Origin of the sequence: Streptomyces humi, assembly GCF_001005085.2 — a bacterium.
GTDB classification, from domain to species: domain Bacteria; phylum Actinomycetota; class Actinomycetes; order Streptomycetales; family Streptomycetaceae; genus Streptomyces; species Streptomyces humi.
This window is the reverse complement of sequence record NZ_LBMU02000092.1, coordinates 1-20,322: the sequence shown is the minus strand read 5'-3', so window position 1 is coordinate 20,322 and position 20,322 is coordinate 1. Positions and strand designations below refer to the sequence as shown.

The 20,322-nt window shown below is 73.3% G+C and carries 16 protein-coding genes; 10 read left to right on the top strand and 6 right to left on the bottom strand.

Annotated features, from left to right (window positions below; genetic code table 11):
• The first annotated feature begins 107 nt into the window (after nt 1–107).
• Nucleotides 108–1,274 (top strand): SDR family oxidoreductase, encoded by a 1,167-nt coding sequence (locus AAW13_RS36420; protein ID WP_167391774.1) that lies wholly within the window; start codon nt 108–110, stop codon nt 1,272–1,274.
• Nucleotides 1,275–1,424: 150 nt separating this feature from the next.
• Here the strand turns inward: AAW13_RS36420 and AAW13_RS36415 are convergent, their stop codons facing one another.
• Nucleotides 1,425–2,447, bottom strand: coding sequence for an endonuclease/exonuclease/phosphatase family protein (locus AAW13_RS36415; protein WP_046728029.1), 1,023 nt, complete (start codon nt 2,445–2,447; stop codon nt 1,425–1,427).
• 339 nt (nt 2,448–2,786) lie between these two features.
• Here AAW13_RS36415 and AAW13_RS36410 point away from each other — a divergent pair, with 339 nt between their 5' ends.
• From AAW13_RS36410 to AAW13_RS36400, 3 genes are all read left to right on the top strand, one after another.
• The gene (locus tag AAW13_RS36410) at nt 2,787–3,482 is read left to right on the top strand and encodes a response regulator transcription factor (RefSeq protein WP_046728022.1); all 696 of its coding nucleotides are present in this window, start codon (nt 2,787–2,789) and stop codon (nt 3,480–3,482) included.
• The gene (locus AAW13_RS36405) at nt 3,475–4,653 is read left to right on the top strand and encodes a sensor histidine kinase (protein ID WP_079179112.1); all 1,179 of its coding nucleotides are present in this window, start codon (nt 3,475–3,477) and stop codon (nt 4,651–4,653) included. Before AAW13_RS36410 ends, AAW13_RS36405 begins: the two co-directional genes overlap by 8 nt.
• Nucleotides 4,654–4,781: 128 nt before the next feature.
• Nucleotides 4,782–6,038, top strand: a complete 1,257-nt coding sequence (locus AAW13_RS36400) for a serine hydrolase domain-containing protein (protein ID WP_046728021.1) — start codon at nt 4,782–4,784, stop codon at nt 6,036–6,038.
• 76 nt (nt 6,039–6,114) lie between these two features.
• On the opposite strand, the gene AAW13_RS36395 is transcribed toward AAW13_RS36400, so the two are convergent.
• Together AAW13_RS36395 and AAW13_RS36390 are read right to left on the bottom strand one after the other, a co-directional pair.
• A complete protein-coding gene (locus tag AAW13_RS36395) occupies nt 6,115–7,683 on the bottom strand; it encodes an MFS transporter (RefSeq protein WP_276207629.1) in 1,569 nt (522 codons plus the stop codon).
• Between the two features lie 241 nt (nt 7,684–7,924).
• The gene (locus tag AAW13_RS36390) at nt 7,925–8,317 is read right to left on the bottom strand and encodes a BlaI/MecI/CopY family transcriptional regulator (protein ID WP_046728019.1); all 393 of its coding nucleotides are present in this window, start codon (nt 8,315–8,317) and stop codon (nt 7,925–7,927) included.
• Nucleotides 8,318–8,576: 259 nt separating this feature from the next.
• On the opposite strand from AAW13_RS36390, the gene AAW13_RS46170 reads away from it, so the two are divergent.
• The 5 genes from AAW13_RS46170 to AAW13_RS36365 all read left to right on the top strand — a co-directional run bounded on the left by AAW13_RS46170 (nt 8,577) and on the right by AAW13_RS36365 (nt 13,694).
• Complete coding sequence (locus tag AAW13_RS46170) at nt 8,577–8,969, top strand: SCP2 sterol-binding domain-containing protein (RefSeq protein WP_046728018.1); 393 nt, start codon at nt 8,577–8,579, stop codon at nt 8,967–8,969.
• A gap of 210 nt (nt 8,970–9,179) precedes the next feature.
• Entirely contained in the window at nt 9,180–10,391 is a 1,212-nt protein-coding gene (locus tag AAW13_RS36380) for an acyl-CoA dehydrogenase family protein (RefSeq protein ID WP_046728017.1), read from the top strand.
• Nucleotides 10,388–11,341 carry a hypothetical protein gene (locus AAW13_RS36375; protein WP_046728016.1) on the top strand — a complete coding sequence of 318 codons (954 nt, stop codon included), beginning with the start codon at nt 10,388–10,390 and terminating at the stop codon, nt 11,339–11,341. Before AAW13_RS36380 ends, AAW13_RS36375 begins: the two co-directional genes overlap by 4 nt.
• Complete coding sequence (locus AAW13_RS36370; protein WP_052768480.1) at nt 11,342–12,268, top strand: HesA/MoeB/ThiF family protein; 927 nt, start codon at nt 11,342–11,344, stop codon at nt 12,266–12,268.
• Between the two features lie 4 nt (nt 12,269–12,272).
• Nucleotides 12,273–13,694 (top strand): amidase, encoded by a 1,422-nt coding sequence (locus AAW13_RS36365; RefSeq protein ID WP_079179111.1) that lies wholly within the window; start codon nt 12,273–12,275, stop codon nt 13,692–13,694.
• Nucleotides 13,695–13,859: 165 nt separating this feature from the next.
• On the opposite strand, the gene AAW13_RS36360 is transcribed toward AAW13_RS36365, so the two are convergent.
• The 3 genes from AAW13_RS36360 to AAW13_RS47540 form a co-directional block, all read right to left on the bottom strand.
• The gene (locus AAW13_RS36360; protein WP_052768479.1) at nt 13,860–14,507 is read right to left on the bottom strand and encodes a helix-turn-helix transcriptional regulator; all 648 of its coding nucleotides are present in this window, start codon (nt 14,505–14,507) and stop codon (nt 13,860–13,862) included.
• Between the two features lie 148 nt (nt 14,508–14,655).
• Nucleotides 14,656–15,153 carry a winged helix-turn-helix domain-containing protein gene (locus tag AAW13_RS36355; RefSeq protein WP_046728024.1) on the bottom strand — a complete coding sequence of 166 codons (498 nt, stop codon included), beginning with the start codon at nt 15,151–15,153 and terminating at the stop codon, nt 14,656–14,658.
• 487 nt (nt 15,154–15,640) lie between these two features.
• Nucleotides 15,641–18,415, bottom strand: coding sequence for a LuxR family transcriptional regulator (locus AAW13_RS47540; protein ID WP_046728015.1), 2,775 nt, complete (start codon nt 18,413–18,415; stop codon nt 15,641–15,643).
• Between the two features lie 233 nt (nt 18,416–18,648).
• Here AAW13_RS47540 and AAW13_RS36345 point away from each other — a divergent pair.
• On the top strand, nt 18,649–20,322 hold a 1,674-nt coding region (locus AAW13_RS36345), incomplete at its 3' end, for an AAA family ATPase (protein WP_167391771.1).

Genomic DNA, 20,322 nt, shown 5'->3' with positions numbered 1-20,322 from the left:
GGGCGACCGAGGCGGGGGGCGCGGTGGCTGGGGCGACTGAGGCTGGGGCGACTGAGGCGGGGGGCGCGGTGGCTGGGGCGACCGAGGTGGGGGGCGCGGAGTCTGGAGTGGCGGGGGTGTGGGGTGGTGGAGTCGGGGATGTTCTGCTCACCGGGGCCACCGGGTTCCTGGGGGCCTTCGTGCTGCGGGAGCTGATCCGCCGCACCGGTGCGACGGTGCACTGCCTGGTCCGTGCGCGGGACGAGGCGCACGCGCGGCGCCGGCTGGCCGAGGCCGCCGAGGAGTACGGCCTGTGGACCGCCGAGACGGCCGCCCGCACCGTGGCCGTGCCCGGCGACCTCGCCCTGCCCGGCCTGGGACTCGACCCGGCGCACCACGACCTGCTCGCCAGGACCGTCGACGCCGTTTACCACTGCGGTGCCTCGGTCAATCTGGCGCTGCCCTACGCCGAGTTGGAGGCGGCGAACGTGGCCGGAACGCTGGCGGTGCTGCGGCTGGCGGCCCTGGACCGCACGGTCCCCGTGCACCACGTCTCCACCGTGGGCGTGTTCTCCGGCGCCCACCTGCTGGGGCGCGGTGTCACCGCCGACGAACCCCTGCCTCCCGTGGACGGGCTGCGCCACGGCTACGCGCAGACCAAGTGGGCGGCCGAGAGCCTCGTCGGGCAGGCGCGGCAGCGGGGGCTGCCGGTCTCGGTCTACCGCCCCACCCGTATCAGCGGCGACACCGCCACGGGCGCGTGCCAGCCGGCCGACTTCCTGTGGCTGCTCCTCAAGGGATGCGTTCAGGCGGGGCTCTATCCGGTCGACGCGGGCCTCGGCTTCGACCTGGTTCCCGTCGACTACGTGAGCGCGGCGATCGTCGCGCTGTCCCTCGATCCCGCGCCCCACCCGGCCGTCCACCTCGCCGGTGGCACGCGGACCCCGCTCACGGACCTGGCCGGTCACCTCGTCGGGCTCGGCTACGACCTGGCCCCGGTGCCCCTCGCGCAGTGGACGCGGGCCGTCGAACGCGTGCCGGACAACGCCGCGTTCCCGCTGCTCGGCGTGATGGCCCCCGAGATGGTCGGTGCGGGCGACTCGGAGGAGGTCCGCTTCGACGGGACCGCCGCGGCGGCCGGCGCGGCGGCGCACGGCGTCACCCTGACACCCATGGACGAGGACGTCTTCCGGCGGCACGTGCGTCATTTCGTCCACACGGGATTCCTGCCGGCACCGCCCGGTCCGGCCGAGCACCGCCGCCCGGAGGCCGTCGGCCGGCCCCGCCGGCGGTGAGAACCGGCCCCGGTCGCGGTACGCCGTGACCGGGGCCGAACCGGACCCCGGTCGGCCGCGTGACGTAGAGACCGCGTGACGGAGAGACCGTGTGAGGTGGAGATGGCGTGAGGGGGAGACCGCCGCGGCGCTGTCGGCCGGGCCGGAGGCTCACCAGCTGACCGCCGCCGCCACCGGCAGGTGGTCGCTGCCGGTGGCCGGCAGGACCCAGGAACGCGTCGGCCGTACACCGCGGACCAGGATCTGGTCGATCCGCGCCACCGGGAACCCCGCCGGCCAGCTGAAGCCGAACCCGTCCCCGGCCGCGTCCTGGGCCGAGCGCAGCCGCGCGGTGAGGCCCGCGAACGCGCGGTCGTCCAAGGTGCCGTTGAGGTCGCCGAGCAGCACCACCCGCCGGTCCGGCTCGGCGGCCACGGCCGCGGCGAGCGCGTGCGCGCCGCGGTCCCGGCCGGACGTCCAGAAGCCGTTCCGCGGGAACACGCGCACGGACCCCAGGTGGGCCACGTACACCGCCACCGGCCCCCGGTCCGTGGTCACCGTGGTGCGCAGCGCCCGGTTGTAGGCCGCTTTGGCGGCGGCCGGCTTGCTGTCACCCAGCGGCCCGTAGTCCGTCTCGATGTCGACCGGCCGGGTGCCCGACAGCGGCAGCCTGCTCCACAGCCCGACCGTGCCCGCCACCGTGTGGTGGGCGTACGTCTTCCCCAGCACCTTCTCGTACGTGCCCAGGGCCCGCGGGGTGATCTCCTCGAGGGCCAGCAGGTCCGCGCCGGAGGCGGCCAGGGCGCGGGCGGTGCCGGCCGGGTCGGGGTTGCCGGCACCGACGTTGTGACTGACCACGGTGAGGTCGCCGCCCGGCCGGGACCGGTCGCCGAGCAGTCCGCCGAAGAGGTTCAGCCACACCGCCACCGGCAGCAGCAGCGCGACCACGGCGGCGGCGGAGCGACGCCACAGCGCCCCGGCCAGCAGCGCCGGGACGAACAGGCCGAACCACGGCAGGAAGGTCTCCACCAGGCTGCCGAGACCCCAGCCGTCCGTGATCCGCGCGTGCAGCAGCATCAGCAGGCCGAGCAGCAGCGCGAGGACCGCGAGCACCCGGCCGCGCCTCCACGGGCCGCGCCGGGCGGCGACACCGAGCGCCCGGCGAACGCGCGACGACCCTCCGCCACCGTCCACGTCATCGGCCCTGGCCCCGGTCCCGCCACCGGCCCTGGCCCCGGTCCCGGCACCGGCACCGAGGTCGGCACCGGCACCGAGGTCGGCACCGGCACCGAGGTCGGCACCGGCACCGAGGTCGGCTCCGGGGCCCGGGTCGCCGCGGCCGGCGCCGGGCGGGCCCGCCTGTGCCGGGTCCGGTCGTACCGTCGCCGTCGTCTGTTCTCGTTCACTGCCGGTCACTGCTGCGTCCTCGGGTCGGAGCGGGGTCGGCCCACCAGTCAAGGCGGTCCCGGGTAGCCGGCGGGTATGCGGTTCTCGATACGCCGCCGATATGCGGCGACTCGTAGCCTGGACGGCATGCGTGTGCTGATCGTCGAGGACGAGCCCTATCTGGCGGAGGCCATCCGCGACGGCCTGCGTCTGGCGGCGATCGCCGCCGACATCGCGGGGGACGGCGACACCGCGCTGCACCTGCTGGACGTCAACGCCTACGACATCGCTGTCCTCGACCGCGACATCCCCGGACCCTCCGGTGACGAGATCGCCGCACGTATCGTCGCCTCGGGCAGCGGCATGCCGATCCTCATGCTCACCGCGGCGGACCGGCTCGACGACAAGGCGTCCGGGTTCGAACTCGGCGCCGACGACTACCTCACGAAACCCTTCGAACTCAAGGAACTCGCGCTCAGACTCAGGGCACTCGACCGCAGACGCGGCCACAGCAGACCCCCGGTGCGGGAGATCGCGGGACTGCGCGTGGACCCGTTCCGCAGGGAGGTCTACCGGGACGGCCGCTACGTGGCGCTGACCAGGAAGCAGTTCGCCGTGCTGGAGGTCCTCGCCGCCGCCGAGGGCGGTGTGGTCAGCGCCGAGGAACTGCTGGAACGCGCCTGGGACGAGAACGCCGACCCGTTCACCAACGCCGTCCGCATCACCGTCTCGGCGCTGCGCAAACGGCTCGGCGAACCCTGGCTGATCGCCACGGTGCAGGGCGTCGGCTACCGTATCGACGCCCTGCCGCGGGCCGGGGGCGCGGGGACGGACCGTGGATAGGCCGCCGGGTCTGAGCGTGCGTGTCAGACTCACCCTCAGCTACGCCGGGTTCCTGGTGGTCGCCGGTGTTCTGCTGCTCGCGGCGGTCTGGGTGTTCCTGGACCGGGTGTCCCACCCCGGCCTCCTCTTCATCCCCGACTACCAACTCGCCGTCGCGCGTGCCTTCGCCCCGGTCGCCGCCGTCGCGCTGGGGTTCCTGCTGGTGTTCGGTCTCGGCGGCGGGTGGATCCTCGCCGGCCGGATGCTCGCCCCGCTGTCCCGGCTCACCGAGGCCGCCCGCACCGCCGCGAACGGATCGCTGTCGCACCGGATCCGGCTGCCGGGACGCGAGGACGAGTTCCGCGAACTCGCCGACACCTTCGACACCATGCTCGAACGGCTCGAGGCACACGTCGCGGAACAGCGGCGGTTCGCGGCCAACGCCTCCCACGAGCTGCGCACCCCGCTGGCCGTCTCGAAGACACTCCTGGACGTGGCCCGCACCGACCCGGCGTGCGACACCGGCGAGGTCATCGACCGCCTGCACGCGGTCAACACCCGCGCGATCGCCCTCACCGAGGCACTGCTCCTGCTCAGCCGCGCCGACCGGCGGTCCTTCAGCAGGGAACGCGTCGACCTGTCGCTGCTCGCCGAGGAGGCCACCGAGACCCTGCTCCCGCTCGCGGAGAAGCACGGCGTCACCGTCGAGACCCGCGGCGAGATCACCCCCGCGACCGGATCGCCCGCGCTGCTGCTGCAACTGACCACGAACCTGGTGCACAACGCGATCGTCCACAACCTGCCCGGCCGGGGCGCCGTGTGGGTCCGTACCGGCGTCGGCCCCCGGAGCGTGGTGCTCACCGTCGAGAACACCGGCGAGAAGCTGCCCCCGGAGCTGGTCCCGACCCTCACCGAGCCGTTCCAGCGCGGCACCGCGCGCGTCCACAGCGATCACGCCGGCGTCGGCCTCGGACTGGCCATCGTCAGGACCATCGCCCAGGCCCACGACGGAACCCTGACCCTCACCCCGCGCCCCGCCGGCGGGATCCGCGTCACCGTGGAACTGCCGGGCACGGCCAGGCACGCAGGGCCGGGCACGGCCGCGCACGCAGGGCCGGGCACGGCCACGCACGCAGGGCCGGGCACGGCCGCGCACGCCGGGCCGCAAACGGCCCCGCACGCCGGCGGCTGAGGCGTCCGGCCGTGTCGGCGGTGGCCCTGGGTACACCCCGCGTGCGGAGGAGCGCCCCATTCCCACGCGGCGCCGGGTCGGGTTGGATGCCGTGGGTAGGCAACAAGACCCACACGGGGGATACGAACATGAGCATGTTGTTACCGAAGAAGGCCGGAGTCGTCTTCCTGACCGCCGCGTCGCTCGCGCTCGCCTCGCCCATGGCCGCGCCCGCCGCGTCGGCGGCGTCCGGCGGTCATCCGGCGGCGCGGCACTCCCACCGCTACGGCGAGGACACGCTGCGGCGGGACCTGGCGGCCGTACGGCAGGCCGGGGGAGGCGACGTGAACGTGCTGGCCAGGGTCGACGGGACGGCCGGCGGGCCGCTCATGGCACGCATCGGCACCCGGACGGCCGGCTCCGCCGCCCCGATCCCGTGGCACGCCCGCTTCCGGGCGGCCAGCACCACGAAGACGTTCACGGCGACCGTCGTCCTGCAACTCGTGGCGGAGAGACGGCTGTCGCTGGAGGACACCGTCGAGCACTGGCTTCCGGGGGTCGTCGCGGGCAACGGCAACGACGGCGGCCGGATCACCGTGCGCGACCTGCTCCGCCAGACCAGCGGGCTGTACGACTACGTCGACGACCCGGAGATCCAGGACCGGCTGATCAACCACTTCGACGAGAACCGTCACGACACCACGCCCGCGGCCGACCTGGTCGCGGTGGCGATGAGGCACCGGCCGCTGTTCGTGCCCGAGCGGGGCGGGGCCACGCGCTGGGCGTACTCCAACACCAACTACCTGCTGGCCGGGATGATCGCCGAGAAGGCCGGCGGCGCGAGCTGGGCGGAACTGGTGGAGCGGCGGGTGATCGACAGGCTGGGGCTGCGGGGCACCTCCGTCCCGGGGCTCGACCCGCACCTGCCCGACCCGCACGTGAACGCGTACCTGACCCTCGCCGACGGCAGTCGTCTCGACGTCACCGACCACAGCTTCCAGCACACCGCGGACTCCGGCGTGGTGAGCACCACCTGCGACCTGAACACCTTCTTCCGCGCCCTGGCCGGCGGCCGGCTGCTGCCCGCCGCGCAGTGGCGCGAGATGCGGCGGACCGTCGAGCGGACCGACGACCCGGAGGACGTGGCCGAGATGCCGGAGGGCACGTACGGCCTCGGGCTGCGCGAGATCCCGCTCTCCTGCGGCGGTCACTACTACACCCACGAGGGCGACGGGGTGGGCGTCAACACCCGTCCCGCGGTGAGCGCGGACGGCAGGCGCGCGGTGACCGTCTCCGTCACGACGACCACCGCGCCGCCGGACCTGGCCACCCTCAACCGCGCCACGGGCACCCTCGTCGACCACGCCCTGTGCGCCACGGCCGCCGAGGACCTCCCGAAGGGTTAGCCCGGTGCGGGGCCGGGCGGGAGTCCCGCCCGGCCCCGCAGCCGTCGACCAGCACGCCCCGTCCGCCGGACCGGCCCTAGTGCGCCGGTTCGGCGGAGGTCTCCGGTGTGACGTGCTCCGGAGCGGTCCCGGTGCCGGCCGCGGCCTTGGGCGCGCCGATGCGGGCCGGCAGCCAGAGCAGCGCCACCACCGCGGCCACCACGAGGGCTGCCGCGCCCACGCCGAAGCTCACGTGCATCGCCGAGAGGTAGGCGTCCTGTGCCTTGGCCAGCAGACCGGGCAGCTGCTGCCGGGTCTCGGCGGGCAGCGTGCCGGCGCTCTCCAGCCCGCGTACGGCGGCCGCGGTGCCGCCCAGGGACTCCGAGGCCGCGTCCCGTACGTTCGCCGGGAGCACGTCGACCGCCGAGCCCAGGTCGTCGCGGTACTGCACGGACAGCACCGAACCGAGGACGGCCACGCCGAGCGCGGCTCCGACCTGGCGCAGCGTGTTGTTGACGCCCGCGCCGATGGCGGCCTGGTCGGGGCGGACCACGGCCATCGTGGTGGTGGTCGTGGTACCCATCACCAGGCCGAGGCCGAGGCCGGAGACGCCCAGCAGGATCTCGTACCACCACATCGCCGTGTCGGCGCCGATGTCCGCCTGGCCGGCGAAGGAGAGGGCGAGCAGGACGAGGCCCCCGGTCACCACCGCCTTCGGGCCGAACCGTTTGGCCATCGGGTTGCTCAGGACGCCCGAGATCACCGCGCCCACGGCCACCGGGAGCAGGATGACGCCCAGTCCGAGGGGGGTGTGGCCGCGGACGGCCTGGACGTAGAAGACCATCAGGAAGGTGCCGCCGGTCAGGGCGAAGAAGGACAGGGCGAGACTCGCGGTGCCCGCGGCGAACGACTTGTTCCGGAACAGTCTGACGTCCAGCGCGGGTGCGCGGGTCCGGCTCTCGAACACGACGAGCACGGCCAGCAGGAGCACTCCGCCGACCAGCGTGCCGAGGACGTCGGTGCGGGTCCAGTCGTTGGTCTCGCCGCCGCGGATCACGCCGTAGACGAGCGCGCCGATGCCCGCCACGGACAGCAGGACGCCGACGAGGTCGATGCGCGGCCGGTTCGCGGCCCGGGACTCGGCGAGGACCAGCAGCAGGAGGACGGCGCAGACGGCGGCGATGGGCACGTTGATGAGGAAGACGGAGCCCCACCAGAAGTGTTCGAGCAGGAAGCCGCCGGCGATCGGGCCGAACGCGATGGACGTGCCGCCCAGCGCGGACCAGATGCCGATCGCCTTGCCGCGCTCCTCGGGGGCGTAGATGTCGTTGATCACCGCGAGCGTGGCGGGCGGCACGACCGAGCCCGCTACCCCCATCACCCCGCGCCAGAAGATGAGTTCCTGCGCGGAGTCGGCGAAGCCGGCCAGCGCGGAGGCCACGGCGAAGGCGACCAGCCCGATCACCAGGACGCGGCGGCGGCCGAAGGCGTCCGCGAGGATGCCCGAGGAGAACATGAGGGCCGCGTAGAACAGGATGTAGGAGTCCAGGGCCCACTGGAGTTCGGCGTTGGTCGCGCCGATGTCCTCCTGGATCGTCTGGAGGGCGACGTTCAGGATGGTGTTGTCCATCATCACCATCAGGAAACAGCAGCCTAAGACCGTCATGATCAGCCCACGGCGGGGTACCGGCCCGCTTGCGGTCAGTGCCGCGTTCATGCACACCTCCTGTCGGAGGGGCGTGGTGCACCCGGTCGGCGCCGCCCCTGAAACTACTACGGGAGCATAGTAGATAGCGGTCGCGGTACGGCCTGACGCGGGTGAAGTCGAGGTGAAGGAAAGCCTGTCGGTGCCCTCGTGGCGGGCGGGCGGGTGGACGGCCGGTCGGGCGGGTGGACGGCCGGCCCGCTCAGCGGCCGGGGCCCTCCTGCATGAGTTTGTCGAAACGCTCGCGCAGGTCGGGGGCGCTGAGGATCTCGTCGAGGAAGTGGCCCACCGCGCTCACCCCGAAGTCGCGGATGACCTCACGGACGGCCATCGCCGCCTCGTCCGTGACGACCGGTGAGTACGCGTACCCCCGGCCTGCCTTGGTGCGGTCGGCCGCGCCCTTCTCGGCGAGACGGCTCAGCACGGTCATGACGGTGGTGTACGCCAGCGGGGTCGCGCGGCCGGAGTTGAGCGCACCGAGCACCTCCCGGACGGTCATCGGTCCGGGAGCCTGCCACAGCACCTCCATGATCTCGTTCTCCAGCGGGCCGAAGACGAGGCAGTCCTGGGAGGGGCGGGAACGGTCGCCTGCCATTCCCCCAATCTACGACACCGCCCGCCCGGGGCACCCGAAGGTCCCGGGACAACTGTCGTGGCCTGCGGTGTCGTCGGAGCCGGCACCGGGTGCCGCGGCGGCGGCCGCCGCCATGACAGGACATGATTCTTTCAGGCCCCCTTCCTTTCCCTTTTGCCGCCCTGTCGGTATGCCCATCGCGGCCTCCCGTGATTCCTACGATGCATTCGACGCCGACGCGCTGAACCACCGTCGGGCATTGCCTCCGGGAGAGAAATCCATGGCTGTTTTCGAGTCGACCGAAGTCGCCGAGCGGGTATTCGGCACGCTCTTCGAAATCCTGCTCAAGGACGAGCAGTTCACGTCGCAGCTCCGTGCCGGGGACATGTCCATTCTGCTGACCCAGACCAACCCGGACTGCGTCCTGCACGTGTCCGCGGACGCGCTGACGGTCGGTGCGGACGCCCCCGAACAGGCCACGATCCGGATCAAGATGTCCAGCGACACCGCACACCAGCTCTGGCTCGGCAAGCTCATGATGCCGACCGCCATAGCCACCGGACGTGTGCGGATCCGCGGCAAGGTGGCCCGGGTGCTGGAGCTGGTCCCCATCCTGCGCCCCGCCTTCGACCGCTACCCGGAACTGGCCGAGAAAGAGGGACTTCCGGTCTGAGCACCCGGGCGTGGGCGACCACCCGCAGCCGGCCCGCACGACCGCACCGCCGCGCCCGCGTGGTGACGTGCCGGCGCGGGGCCGCGGTGCCGATCCTCCCGAACCGCCGTCGGGCCGACGGGCCGTGAAAGTCGGCGTTTCGGTATTTCCCTGGTACGTACCCCCGGGTATTTCCTTTCGGGTCCCGGATTCTCGGAGTTTCGGAGAGACATGACGAACCACGACGCGATCGACCTCAATTTCGACGTCCTTCCCGGAGAGGTGGAGAAACTCCGCCTCCAGGTACGGGAATTCGCCCGCGAGGTCGTCGCGCCCCGCGTGACCGCCCTCGACGCGGCCCCCGCCGACGACTTCGACTGGGAGATGGTGGCCCAGGGGCACGCCCTCGGCCTCACCCGGGTCGCCGTGCCCAAGGACTACGGCGGCCTCGGTCTCGGCATGATCGGCTGCGCCGTGGCCCTGGAGGAGGTGGCGTCCGTCTGCGCCGGCACCGCCCTGATCTTCGGCGCCGCCATGCTCGGCCAGTGCCCCGTGCTGCTCTCCGGCGACCCGCGGCTCCAGGCCCGCTTCCTGCCCATGTTCTCGGGGGACTCGCCGGTCCTCGCCTGCAACGCGGTCACCGAGGAGGAGGCCGGCTGCGACCTCATCATCCCGGCCAACGCCGTCCACGCCCGGGACGTGATGACCGCCCGCCGCGACGGTGACCACTACGTCCTCAACGGCAGGAAGCGCTTCATCACCAACGCCCAGGTCGCCGCGTTCGCCTCGGTGTTCGCCAACATGGAGGGCGCGCCCGGCGCCACCGGCCTGACCTCGTTCATGGTGCCGCTCGACCTGCCCGGCGTGGTCCGAGGACCGGTCGCCGACAAGATGGGCTACCGGCTCTGCCTGGGCAGCGAACTGGAGTTCCACGACGTCCGGATCCCCGCCGAGAACATGATCGGCGAGGAGGGCGACGGCATGGCCATCAACATGGCACAGAGCAACATGGCGCGTGCCTCCGTCGCCGGCATCTCCGTCGGAGTCGCGCGGGGCGCCTTCGAACAGGCCCTGGAGTGGTGCGACACCCGGGTCCAGGGCGGACGGCCGCTGCGCGAGCACCAGTTCACCGCCGCCAAGCTCGCCGAGATGGCCGCGAAGATCGACGCGGCCCGGCTGCTGTACCTGAAGGCCGCCCACAAGGTCGACAACGAGCTCCCCGCCCCGCAGTACGAGCCCGCCGCCGCCAAGCTCTTCGCCGACCGGGTCGCCATCGACGTCGCCGACCTGGCCATGTCGCTCACCGGCGCCCGCGGTTACGTGAAGTCCTTCGGCATGGAGAAGCGGCTGCGCGACGCCTACGGGGCACGCATCTACGAGGGCACCCCCGAGGTGCTGGCCCTCGCGGTCACCGAGAGCCTCTACGACCGGGACCGGACATGACGGACCTGGTGCCGGAACTGGAGCGGGTACGCGCGCTGGACCAGACGCAGGCACGGGAACGGTACGTCGCGGACATCTGCCGCCTGCACTCCTCCCTGGACTTCCGGGCGCTGCCCGACCACATCGTGGGCGAACCGCTCCACTACGCCCACGACCCGGCCGACGAACTGGTGACCCTCAGCGTCCAGGACGACCAGCTCCCGTTGCGCTACCTCAACGGGATCATGGGCTTCCGGCTCGTCCAGTACCTGCGGCTGGGCTGGATGTCCCCCCGTCTCATGTACGAGCGCGCGGTGTTCCGCGAGACCGTCCGGCACCCGGAGGGCGTGCAGAACATCCACACCGTCAGCCTCTGCATCCGTACCGGCCGGATCGACGGGTACATCAGCCTGGGCTGCTCCCAGGACCCGGTCTCCCGGCCGCTGGACGACCCGGACCGCCGCCGGTTCGCCACCGAGGAGGCGCACGGCATCGACCTGCTCGGCCGGTTCGCCGCCGACGGGGTGGGCACCCACCAGGCGTTCGAGATCAAGCGGTTCCTGCGCAACCTCGACCTGCCGGCCGCGCCCCGCACCGAACGGGTGTCCTGGCGGCTGCTGGCGAGCCTCGGCAGGGTCGTCGCCGCCGCGGAGGCCTCGAACCGGATGCGGGTCCTGCTCGGCGACGCCAAGGAGAAGGTGGCCGTCCGGCACTTCCGGCTGATGGGCTTCCCCCTCCAGATAGCCCGGGGCACCTCGCCCCGGCTCCCCGAGACGGACCTCATGTCCCCCATCTACCAACAGGACGTCAACGCGGTCCCGTTCGTGGCACGGGTCCACGACGACCTGGACGACTACGTGGACCTCGTCGAGGACTACCTGGCCGGCGGCCCGGACGCGCCGACCCTCGCGAAGCTGGTGGCGACGATGTCCCGCCGGGCCGGAGCACGCCGAGTGAAGGAGGCGTCGTAGATGAGCGGTCCGCGGACCGGGGGACCGGGCCTGCCCGGAGGGCTCCCCGAGGCGAAGGACTTCTACGCCGAACTGACCACCCGCAACCGGGGGGTGGTCGGCCCGGCCGAGCAGGCCGCGCTGCGCGGGGCGACCGTGCTCGTGGCCGGCTGCGGGTCCATCGGCGGCGCCGCCGTCGAGCCGCTCGCCCGGCTGGGGGTGCTCTCCTTCGTCCTGGCAGACCCGGGCACGTACGAGGTGAACAACCTCAACCGGCAGAGCGCGGCGGTCACCGACGTCGACCGCAACAAGGCCGCGGTCGCCGGTGAACGGGTGGCCGCCATCAACCCGTACGCCACGGTCAGGGTCTTCCCGGAAGGCGTCACCGAGGACACCGCGAAGGCGCTGGTCGAGGAGTGCGACGTCATCGTGGACGGCGTCGACGTCACCACCATGGACGGCTGGCGGGCCAAGCACCTGCTCCACCGGCTCGCCGCGCGACGGCGGCTGCCGCTGGTCACCGGCTGGGACATCGCCGGCGCCCAGTACGTGCGCTGCTACGACTACCGGCACGTCACCGAGCCGTTCGACGGTGCCATCGCCGAGGCCGACCTGGACCGGCTGACCTCCTGGCAGCTGTTGCTGCGGGCGGTGCCGCTGCGCTACGTGCCGGTGGAGATGCTCACCGAGGTCAGGGCCAACCTGGGGCGGCCGGACTACAGCTTCCCGCAGGTCACCTACGTCGCCATGATGTTCGGCGCGCTCACCTCCCACATGGTGGTGAAGCTGCTCTCCGGGGCGAGCGTGCGCCCGGAGGTCTACGTCGACGTGCACCAGCAGGTCCGCCCGCCCCGGCAGCAGCTGCTCACCCGGGCGCGCCGGATCGCCGCGCTGGCCGCCCTGACACCGGGGCTGCTCAGACTGGCGCGCGGCGGCAAGGGGGCCTGACGGGATGTCCGACCTCCACGAGATGACGGCGCTCGCCCAGGCGGGCGCCGTCGCCCGGGGCGAGCTGTCGCCCGTCGAACTGACCGACCACTACCTGGACCGGATCGCCGAACTGGACGGCGGGCTCGGCGCCTTCCTCACCGTCACCCCGGAACTCGCCAGGGCGGCGGCGCGGCAGGCCGAGCAGGAGGCCGTGACCGCCCGCCGGGACGGCACCCGGCTGGGTGTGCTGCACGGGGTGCCGGTGCCGGTCAAGGACCTCGTCCAGGTCGAGGGGGTGCGCTGCACCTGGGGCTCGGCGGCGTTCGCGGACCACGTCAGCGACGCCGACGACCATGTGGTCACCCGGCTGCGGCAGGCCGGCACGGTCCTGCTGGGCAAGACCAACACCGCCGAGTTCGGGCTGCCCTGCTACACGGAGAACCGGCTCGGACCGCCCACCCGCAACCCGCTGGCGCCCGAGCGGTCGCCCGGCGGCTCCAGCGGTGGCGCGGCGGCGGCCGTCGCGGCGGGCCTCGCCCCGCTCGCGCACGGCACCGACGCCGGCGGTTCGGTCCGCATCCCGGCCTCCGCCTGCGGCCTGGTGGGCCTGAAGCCCAGCAGGGGCCGGATCAGCAACGGCCCGCTGCGCCCCGACATCACCGGACTGTCCACGCACGGTGCCCTGGCCCGTACGGTGGCCGACGCGGCGGCGCTGGTCGACGCGATGGCCGGCTGGATGCCGGGCGACGTCTACACCGCGCCCCCGCATCCCGGTGGCCTGACCCTCCTCGAACACGCCCGCCGGGAGCCCCGGCCGGTGCGGGTGGTGGTGCTGCGGGAGCCGATGGTGCCCGGCGCGGTGCTGCACCCCGACTGCGCGGCCGCCCTCGACAGCGCCGCGGCGGCCCTGGAAGCGCTGGGTCACGAGGTGACGGCCGTGGAGATGCCCCCGGACGGGGACCTCGTGGCCGCGTTCACCCGGGTCTGGTCGGTGGAGGCCGCCTCGTACGAGGTGGAACCCGGACGGGAGGGCGAGCTGATGCCCTTCACGGCCTGGCTCAGACAGGTCGCGGACGGGGTGCCGGCACGGGAGTACGCCGCGGCGCTGGCCACCTTCCGGGGGCTCGGGCAGCTGCTCACCGACCTGCTCTTCGCCTCGTACGACGTGATCCTCTCCCCGGCGCTCGCCGAACCACCCGTTCTCATAGGGGAGTTGCGCGACGACGCCGATCCGGCGGCCGAGTTCGCCCGGATGACCGCCTTCATGCCGTACACCACGGTCCACAACCTCACGGGCATGCCCTCGATCACGGTCCCGCTGACCCGCGACGCGGCCGGCCTGCCGATCGGCGTACTGCTGGGCGCCCGGTACGGGGACGAGGCGCTGCTGGTCTCCCTGGCCGCCCAACTCCACCGCCCTCGCGCGACGTCCACGAGCACCTGACGTCGCCCCCGGACCGGCCGGCGCCGCCCACCCGCGGCCGTAGGCCGTCACGGCCGACCGGGCGTCCCACGAGAACGCCCACGGCCCCGGCCGCCCGGCCTCGCCCATCAGGCGAGCCGGGCGGCCGCCCCCGGTACGGCGGTTCAGACGCGGTTCAGGCGCGGTTCAGATGATTCCCGTCCTGATCGCGTAGGCCACGGCGTGCGTCCGGTTCCGGACCTTCCAGCGCCGCATGACGTCCTGTATCACCCCTTTGACGGTACGCTCCGAGTAGCTCATGGCCCGGGCGATCTCGACGCTGTTCATGCCGTCGGCCAGCATGCGGAGCACCTCCATCTCCCGGGCGGACATCCCCGTCTCGGCAGAAAACGTTGTCACGCTCCGTCGTCGTCTGAGCTGCCCCAGTTCGAGGATCAGGTGGCTCACGAGGTCTTCCGGGACATGGCCGTTCCCGGCGCTCGCCTCCACGATCGCCTCTACCAGTTCCGCCAGGCCCGACGTGCTCCGGTGCACGAACCGGGTGAGCCCGTACTGGACGGCCAGCGTGAGCTGCCGCTCGGTGATCCGGTCGGCCATCATCACGAGCGGCACGGGTGCCTCGGCGGTGCGCAGCGCGTCATGTCTGAGCACCTTCAGCCATTCGTCGTCCATCATGTCCACGAGCAGGACGGACACGTCCGCGCCGGGCAGCAGTTCCCTGGGCACGAGCTTGAAATGCGGACAGGACTGGAGATACGCCGTGACGGCGTGTTCGAGGAGTGGTTCACTCGCCCGCAATGCGACATAGATCGGGGCGGTCATTGCGTCGCGCATCGCGGCCGCCTCTCCGTATCGCCTGCCATCGCAGGAGCGTTCTCCTTTCGCTGTATTTGAAATTCGATGCGCCGGCCGAATGAACGGCAGGCGCGCTTCCTTTTCCGGTACGTCGCCACCGGCCCGCCCTGGCTTCGGGGCCGGGTATTCAGGACTGTGCCTTCAGGAGAAAGCCGCGCCCCCGTACGGTCTCTATGGCCAGTCCTATGGAATCGACCTTCCGTCTGAGCCGCATGATGTGCAGGTCGAGGGCGTTCGGGCTGGCGGACCGGTTGGCGTCCAGGAGCCGTTCCGCCAGCTCGGTGCGGCTGGCCAGGCCCGGCCGCCGGTGCAGGAGCCCGCGCAGCACCTCCGCCTCGGACACCGTGAGCGGCAGGACCTCGCCGCCGTAGCGCAGCAGCCCGTCCTCGTCCACGACCGGCGCGGTGCCGTGCGAGGTGGCCTTCAGGCGTAAAGAGGCCACCCTGGCCTGGAGTTCCCAGGTTTCGACCGGGTGTCGTACCCAGTCCTCGCGCGTACTCGTCAGCTCCGGTACCTGTGCGCCCCGGGCCACCACGATCAGACAGGGCAGCCCCTGCGTACGAAAGCGCGCCAGTTTGCCCGACTCGGCCGGCCAGCGGACGATTTTCACGTCCGACCTCTTCATGTTTTCCACGTCTGCCATTCCTCTCGTGCCGTGCGGCACGAACTGCCGCTTCGAAACTCGATGTCAACGAACGTCAGATGGCGATGAAGTTAAATGTCGTGCATAGCCTTCGGTACCGCTGGCACCATTGTTGCCCTCCTGGGTCGGTTATTCGGAGGGCGCACGGGAGTTTTCTTTCGAAGGCTATCAACCCCCTGTGGTTGCCCCGCTCCAGTGTCGATCATGCGGCGGCGAAAGTGAAAAGGTCTTGCACGATCGTGCGTGTCGGCGCGTCATGATGTTGCCCAAGGGGTGTCGGCAGCATACCTGTGAACGGAAAGTCAAACCGGCGCCGCGAGAAGCATTTCCGGCGGGGAAAAACAGCCTGTCCCTATGTCCCTGGGCTCGAAGAACGGCAGTTCGCGGACATTGCCACGGCGAATACATCCGGCCACACCGGCACCGTCGGCGGTGCCGGGCGCCCCGGCGCCCTGCACGGAAGGGCCCGTCACCGCGGGTTGTCGGCGGAGAGCGCGTCCCGGAGCTGGGCCCTGGCCGTGATGCCGAGCTTGGGGAAGATCTTGTGCAGGTGGTAACCGACCGTACGCGGGGACAGGTAGAGGCGGGCCGCGATGTCACGATTGGTCAGTCCCTGAGCGGCGAGTTCGGCGATCTGCCGCTCCTGCGGGGTCAGTTCACCGGCGGCCGAGGCGTCCGGCGCCGCTCCCGGCGCCCCCGCCGCCCGCAGCTCCGCCGTCGTCCGCTCGGTCCAGGGACGGGCGTCCAGCCGCTGGAAGCACTCCAGGGCCGCGCCCAGGTGCGGACGGGCCTCGACGCTGCGGCGGCGCCGGCGCAGCCACTCGCCGAAGTCGAGCCGGACGAGGGCTCTCTCGAAGGGCCACGCGTCGCAGGCCGGATCGCCGAGCGCGGCGCGGAAGTGCCGCTCCGCCTCGTCGGAGTCGGTCAGCAGCGCGGTGGCCCGGTGGAGCACGGCGGCCAGACGGGGGGAGGGGTCGGGCTTCGGGTCGTGCGACACGGCGTCGAGCACCGCGCGCGCGTCGTCCGCCCGTCCGGCACGGACCGCCGCGGCGGCCAGGTCGCCCAGGTGGTAGAGCGAGGCGTGGTAGTGGACCGGAGCGGGGTGGAAGTCACGGGTGAACGTCGCCCGCAGCCGCTCGTAGGCGTCCGCGTGCTCGCCGGCGACGAACGCGGCCATGCCCAGGGCGTATTGGTGCCGGACCAGGAGGCTCAGCGAGTCGCGCAGGTCCACGCCGTGCACGGCCTCGGCCGCCTGCTTCCGTGCCGCCGCGTGGTCACCGCGCAGTGCGCTCAGGGTGGCCCGCAGGACCCGGGCGCCCACCGTCACGTTGTCGGCACCCGCCTCCGTCGCCATCCAGAACGCCTCGCCCGCCGCGTCCCCGGCCGCCGTCCAGGAGCCGTTCTCGAACAGCGCGAGGGCCAGGGCCTGCGTCACGGTCGCGTTGGTGCCCGCGCTGCCCGCGCGCCGCAGCATGTCCATGGTCCGGCCGAGGACGCGCACCGCCTGCTCGGTCTCGTCCAGGATCCAGGTCGTGCCGCCCAGCGCGGTGAGGTTCCCGAGGGACTCCTCCCGGGCCAGGGCGGCCCGCCCCTCCTCCAGCAGAGGGAGCAGCAGCGCCCGCTCGTGGTGCGGATCGACGGCCGCCCGGGCCCAGGCGCGGCCCGCGGGGTCGCCGTCCTCCGCGATCAGGCCGCCGATCCGGCGGAGTTCCTCCCGGTAGTAGGGCGTACCGGCGTTGTAGACGGACGTCGCCGCGGTGCTCAGGGCGGCCAGGGCGAGGCCCGGAGCCGGCCGGGCGGCGGCTTCCGCCACGCCCAGCAGCAGCGCCAGCGCGTCCTCGTGGCGCAGGGTCACGCCGAGGGCCCAGCCGCCCAGCAGGGAGGCCTCGGCGCGCAGCCGGGGATCCTCGGTGATCTCGCCGACCCGGCCGCTCAGCTCGCCGACCCACTGCGGGTGGCCGGCGAACATGGCGGCCTGCGCGGCCGCCAGCAGCCGCCGCGCGCGCAGGTCCGGTGCCGGGGTCAGCTCGGCGGCGCGTTCCAGGGCGGTCGCGACCGCCGCGTGACCGCCCCGGCCGCGGGCCCGCTCGGCGCTCTCGGCCAGCGCTTCGGCGACCTCCGCGTCCTGGCCGGTCGCCGCCGCGGCCAGCTGCCAGGCCCGGCGGTCCGGCTCCTCGGCCAGCGCGGCGGCCAGCGCGAGATGCGCCTGCCGGCGCTCCTGGAAGGAGGCCGCCTGGTAGACGGCCGACCGCACCAGCGGGTGGCGCGGCAGCACCCTGCCCTGCTCCACCCGCACCAGACCGGCCCGCTCGGCGGGGTCCAACGCCGACACGACGTCCAGCTCCGGCGCGGCCCGCATCAGGTCGGCCAGCGGGGCCGCGCCGGCCGCGGCCACCAGCAGCAGCGCCCGCCGGGTGGGCGCGGGCAGCCCGGGCAGGTCGGCCGCGAACAGGCTCTCCAGCCGCGACGTCAGCGGAAGCGCGGCGCCGGTGCCGCCGTCGCCGCCCGCGCTCCGGCCCCGGGCCAGCGCGCGGGGCAGTTCGATCAGGGCCAGCGGGTTGCCGGCCGCCTGCCGGAGGATCTCGGCCCGTGCCCTGCCCCGGGGCGGATCCGGCTGCGCGTCCAGCAGCAGGCCCGCCGCGGTGCGACTCAGCGGACCCACGGTGACCTGGGGAAAGTCCCGGTCGAAGCGGGCCGGTACGCCCTCCTCGCGGGCGGCCAGCAGCAGCACCACCGGCCTGCCCTCGAGCCGCCGGGCGAGAAAGCCGAGCACGTCCACCGAACCGAGGTCCAGCCACTGCGCGTCGTCCACCAGCAGGAGCAGCGGGCGGCGGGCGGCGGCCGCGGTGACCAGGCCGAGCACGGCGACGCACAGGGACAGCTGGTCGAGTCCCGGCCCGTCCTCCGTCCCGTCCGGACCGAAGGCGCGGCCCAGGGCCTCCCGTTGTGCCGCGGGCAGCCCGTCGCCCGGCAGCAGCGGATGCAGCAGCTGGTGCACCCCGGACAGGCCCAGGCCCGCCTCGCCCTCACTGCCGCGCACCCGCAGGATCCCCAGGCCCAGGTCCCGGCCCCGCTCGGCCGCTTGGTCGACCAGGGTGCTCTTGCCCGCGCCCGGCTCCCCGGTCAGCACCAGCACCTGCGGGCCGCTGCCGTCCACCGCGGCGAGCAGCCGGTCCAGGCGGGCCAGCTCGGCGGCCCGGCCCAGGATGCGCGGTTCGGAGGGGTGGTCGGTGCCGCCGTGCATGAACGTCCTTCTCGTCCGGGCGTGGATACGCCTGTTCGCGGATACGCCTGTGTGTTGTTATTTCGGAACTTTGATATGCCTATGGTTACTTATGTCTGTTGGTTGATGTGTATGTGGGCGCGTACGTCCATCCTGCCAGTGCTCCACTGGTCATATGACAGAAGCGTCCTGGCCCGGACTTCGCGAAGATGGCCCTGACCAGGGAATACGCGCACCGCCACGGGAGTACGTGAATGACGGGCCACCCACCCCGGCAGTCCGCGAAGGGCGGCCCGGCCGCCGTGCTGGGCCGGGACGGCGAGACCGAGCGGATCCTGCGGTGCGTGCGGCGCGAACCCGGCACCGCCCAGACCCTGCTGCTCGTCGGCGACGAGGGGACCGGACGCACGACACTGCTCCGGTACGTCCGGGAGCGGGCCGCCGCCGAGGGTGTGCTGGTGCCGGCCGCGCAGGGCTGGGCCGGGGATCCGCGCCCCGCGGACGCCTGCCTGCGCCAGCTCATGGCGTCGTCGGCGCCCCGCGAACGGACACCGGGCGCCGTACCACCGGAGCTGGAGCGACCGGACGAGGCCGGTCTGCCGGCGGTGACCTCGCTGCTGGACCGGCTCGCCGCGGACGGGCCGGTGCTGGTGTGCGTGGACGACGCCGACCTGTGCGACCGCGCCTTCGTGGACGCGCTGTTCGCCGCGGCCCGGCAGCTGACCGGCCGGGCGCTGACGGTACTGCTCACCGCCCGCCACGAGGCGGCCCTGCCCGCACCGCCGCCCGGCACCGAGACCCTGCGGCTGGGCCCGCTGGACGACGCCTCGGCCGCCGCCCTCCTCGACCGGCAGCCGCTACCGCCCACCGGCAGACAGCGGCTGGAGATCCTCGCCGAGGCCGGGGGCAACCCGCTGGCCCTCGTGGAACTCGGCCGTGCCGCGCCGGGACCCGCGCAGGCGGTGCGGCACACGCCCGCGGAACACGTCTTCGGCGTACGGCTCGACGCGCTTCCCGCCGAGACGGGCCGGGCCCTGCTGTACGCGGCGGCGGCGGAACCCGGCGAGAGCGTCGCCGCCGTCATGGCCGCCCTCGGCACCGGCGACCTGGCGGTGTGGGCGCCCGCCGAGGCGGCCGGACTGGTCGCGCTGGCCGAGGACCGGTTCGGCTTCCGGCATCCGCTGGCGCGGTCGGCCGCCTATCTGCGGCGCCCCGCCGCCGAGCGCCAGCGGGCCCACCGAGACCTCGCCGAGGCCGCCGCGCGGCCCGAGGCCAGGGCCCGGCACCTGGCGGCCGCCACCGTGGGCACGGACGCGTCCGTCGCCGCCGCGCTGGAGGCCTCCGCCTGGCGGCACGGCGACGCGGTGCGGGCCGCGCGCGCCCTGGAGCAGGCGGCCCGGCTCAGCCCAGGGCGCCCCGACCGCGCCCGGCGGCTCGCCGTGGCCCTCGCGGCGGTGCAGGCGGTGGGGGACCCCGGCTGGACCCGGGAGCTGTACGGGCGGCTGGTCCAGGAGGACGCCGACCCGGAACTCCTGTGCGTGGCGGCCGGCGCGCTGGCCTCCGTCCTCTCCCACGAGTCCGCCCAGCGCGAGGCGTTCGAGCTGCTGGCCGACGCCTCGGAACACTTCCCGGCCCTCGACCCGGCCCTCGCCCTCACGCTCACGACCCTGGCCGCCGGCATCGCCTCCCGCTCCGGCCTGCCGGAACACGCGGCAACCCTCCCGACCCTCCTCACCCGCGCCCGCCACCCCCAGAAACCCACCCGAACCACCGACCCCGCCAGCCCTGGACGGGCCGGTGGGGTGGGGGGAGCCGGCGGGTTTTCGCAGGACGGCGGTGTCGGCGGGCCCGATGGGGTTCAGCGGGCCGGTGGGGTTCAGTGGGGTGGTGGGGCCGATGGGGTTCGGCGGGCCGGTGGGGTTCAGTGG

Excerpts from the sequence above, each read along its gene's own strand:
- AAW13_RS36410 (WP_046728022.1), top strand. The coding sequence starts at position 2,787 with ATGCGTGTGCTGATCGTCGAGGACGAGCCCTATCTGGCGGAGGCCATC.
- AAW13_RS36400 (WP_046728021.1), top strand. The coding sequence starts at position 4,782 with ATGAGCATGTTGTTACCGAAGAAGGCCGGAGTCGTCTTCCTGACCGCC.
- AAW13_RS36395 (WP_276207629.1), bottom strand. The coding sequence starts at position 7,683 with ATGACGGTCTTAGGCTGCTGTTTCCTGATGGTGATGATGGACAACACC.
- AAW13_RS36390 (WP_046728019.1), bottom strand. The coding sequence starts at position 8,317 with ATGGCAGGCGACCGTTCCCGCCCCTCCCAGGACTGCCTCGTCTTCGGC.
- AAW13_RS46170 (WP_046728018.1), top strand. The coding sequence starts at position 8,577 with ATGGCTGTTTTCGAGTCGACCGAAGTCGCCGAGCGGGTATTCGGCACG.
- AAW13_RS36380 (WP_046728017.1), top strand. The coding sequence starts at position 9,180 with ATGACGAACCACGACGCGATCGACCTCAATTTCGACGTCCTTCCCGGA.
- AAW13_RS36375 (WP_046728016.1), top strand. The coding sequence starts at position 10,388 with ATGACGGACCTGGTGCCGGAACTGGAGCGGGTACGCGCGCTGGACCAG.
- AAW13_RS36370 (WP_052768480.1), top strand. The coding sequence starts at position 11,342 with ATGAGCGGTCCGCGGACCGGGGGACCGGGCCTGCCCGGAGGGCTCCCC.
- AAW13_RS36365 (WP_079179111.1), top strand. The coding sequence starts at position 12,273 with ATGTCCGACCTCCACGAGATGACGGCGCTCGCCCAGGCGGGCGCCGTC.
- AAW13_RS36360 (WP_052768479.1), bottom strand. The coding sequence starts at position 14,507 with ATGCGCGACGCAATGACCGCCCCGATCTATGTCGCATTGCGGGCGAGT.
- AAW13_RS36355 (WP_046728024.1), bottom strand. The coding sequence starts at position 15,153 with ATGAAGAGGTCGGACGTGAAAATCGTCCGCTGGCCGGCCGAGTCGGGC.
- AAW13_RS47540 (WP_046728015.1), bottom strand. The coding sequence starts at position 18,415 with ATGCACGGCGGCACCGACCACCCCTCCGAACCGCGCATCCTGGGCCGG.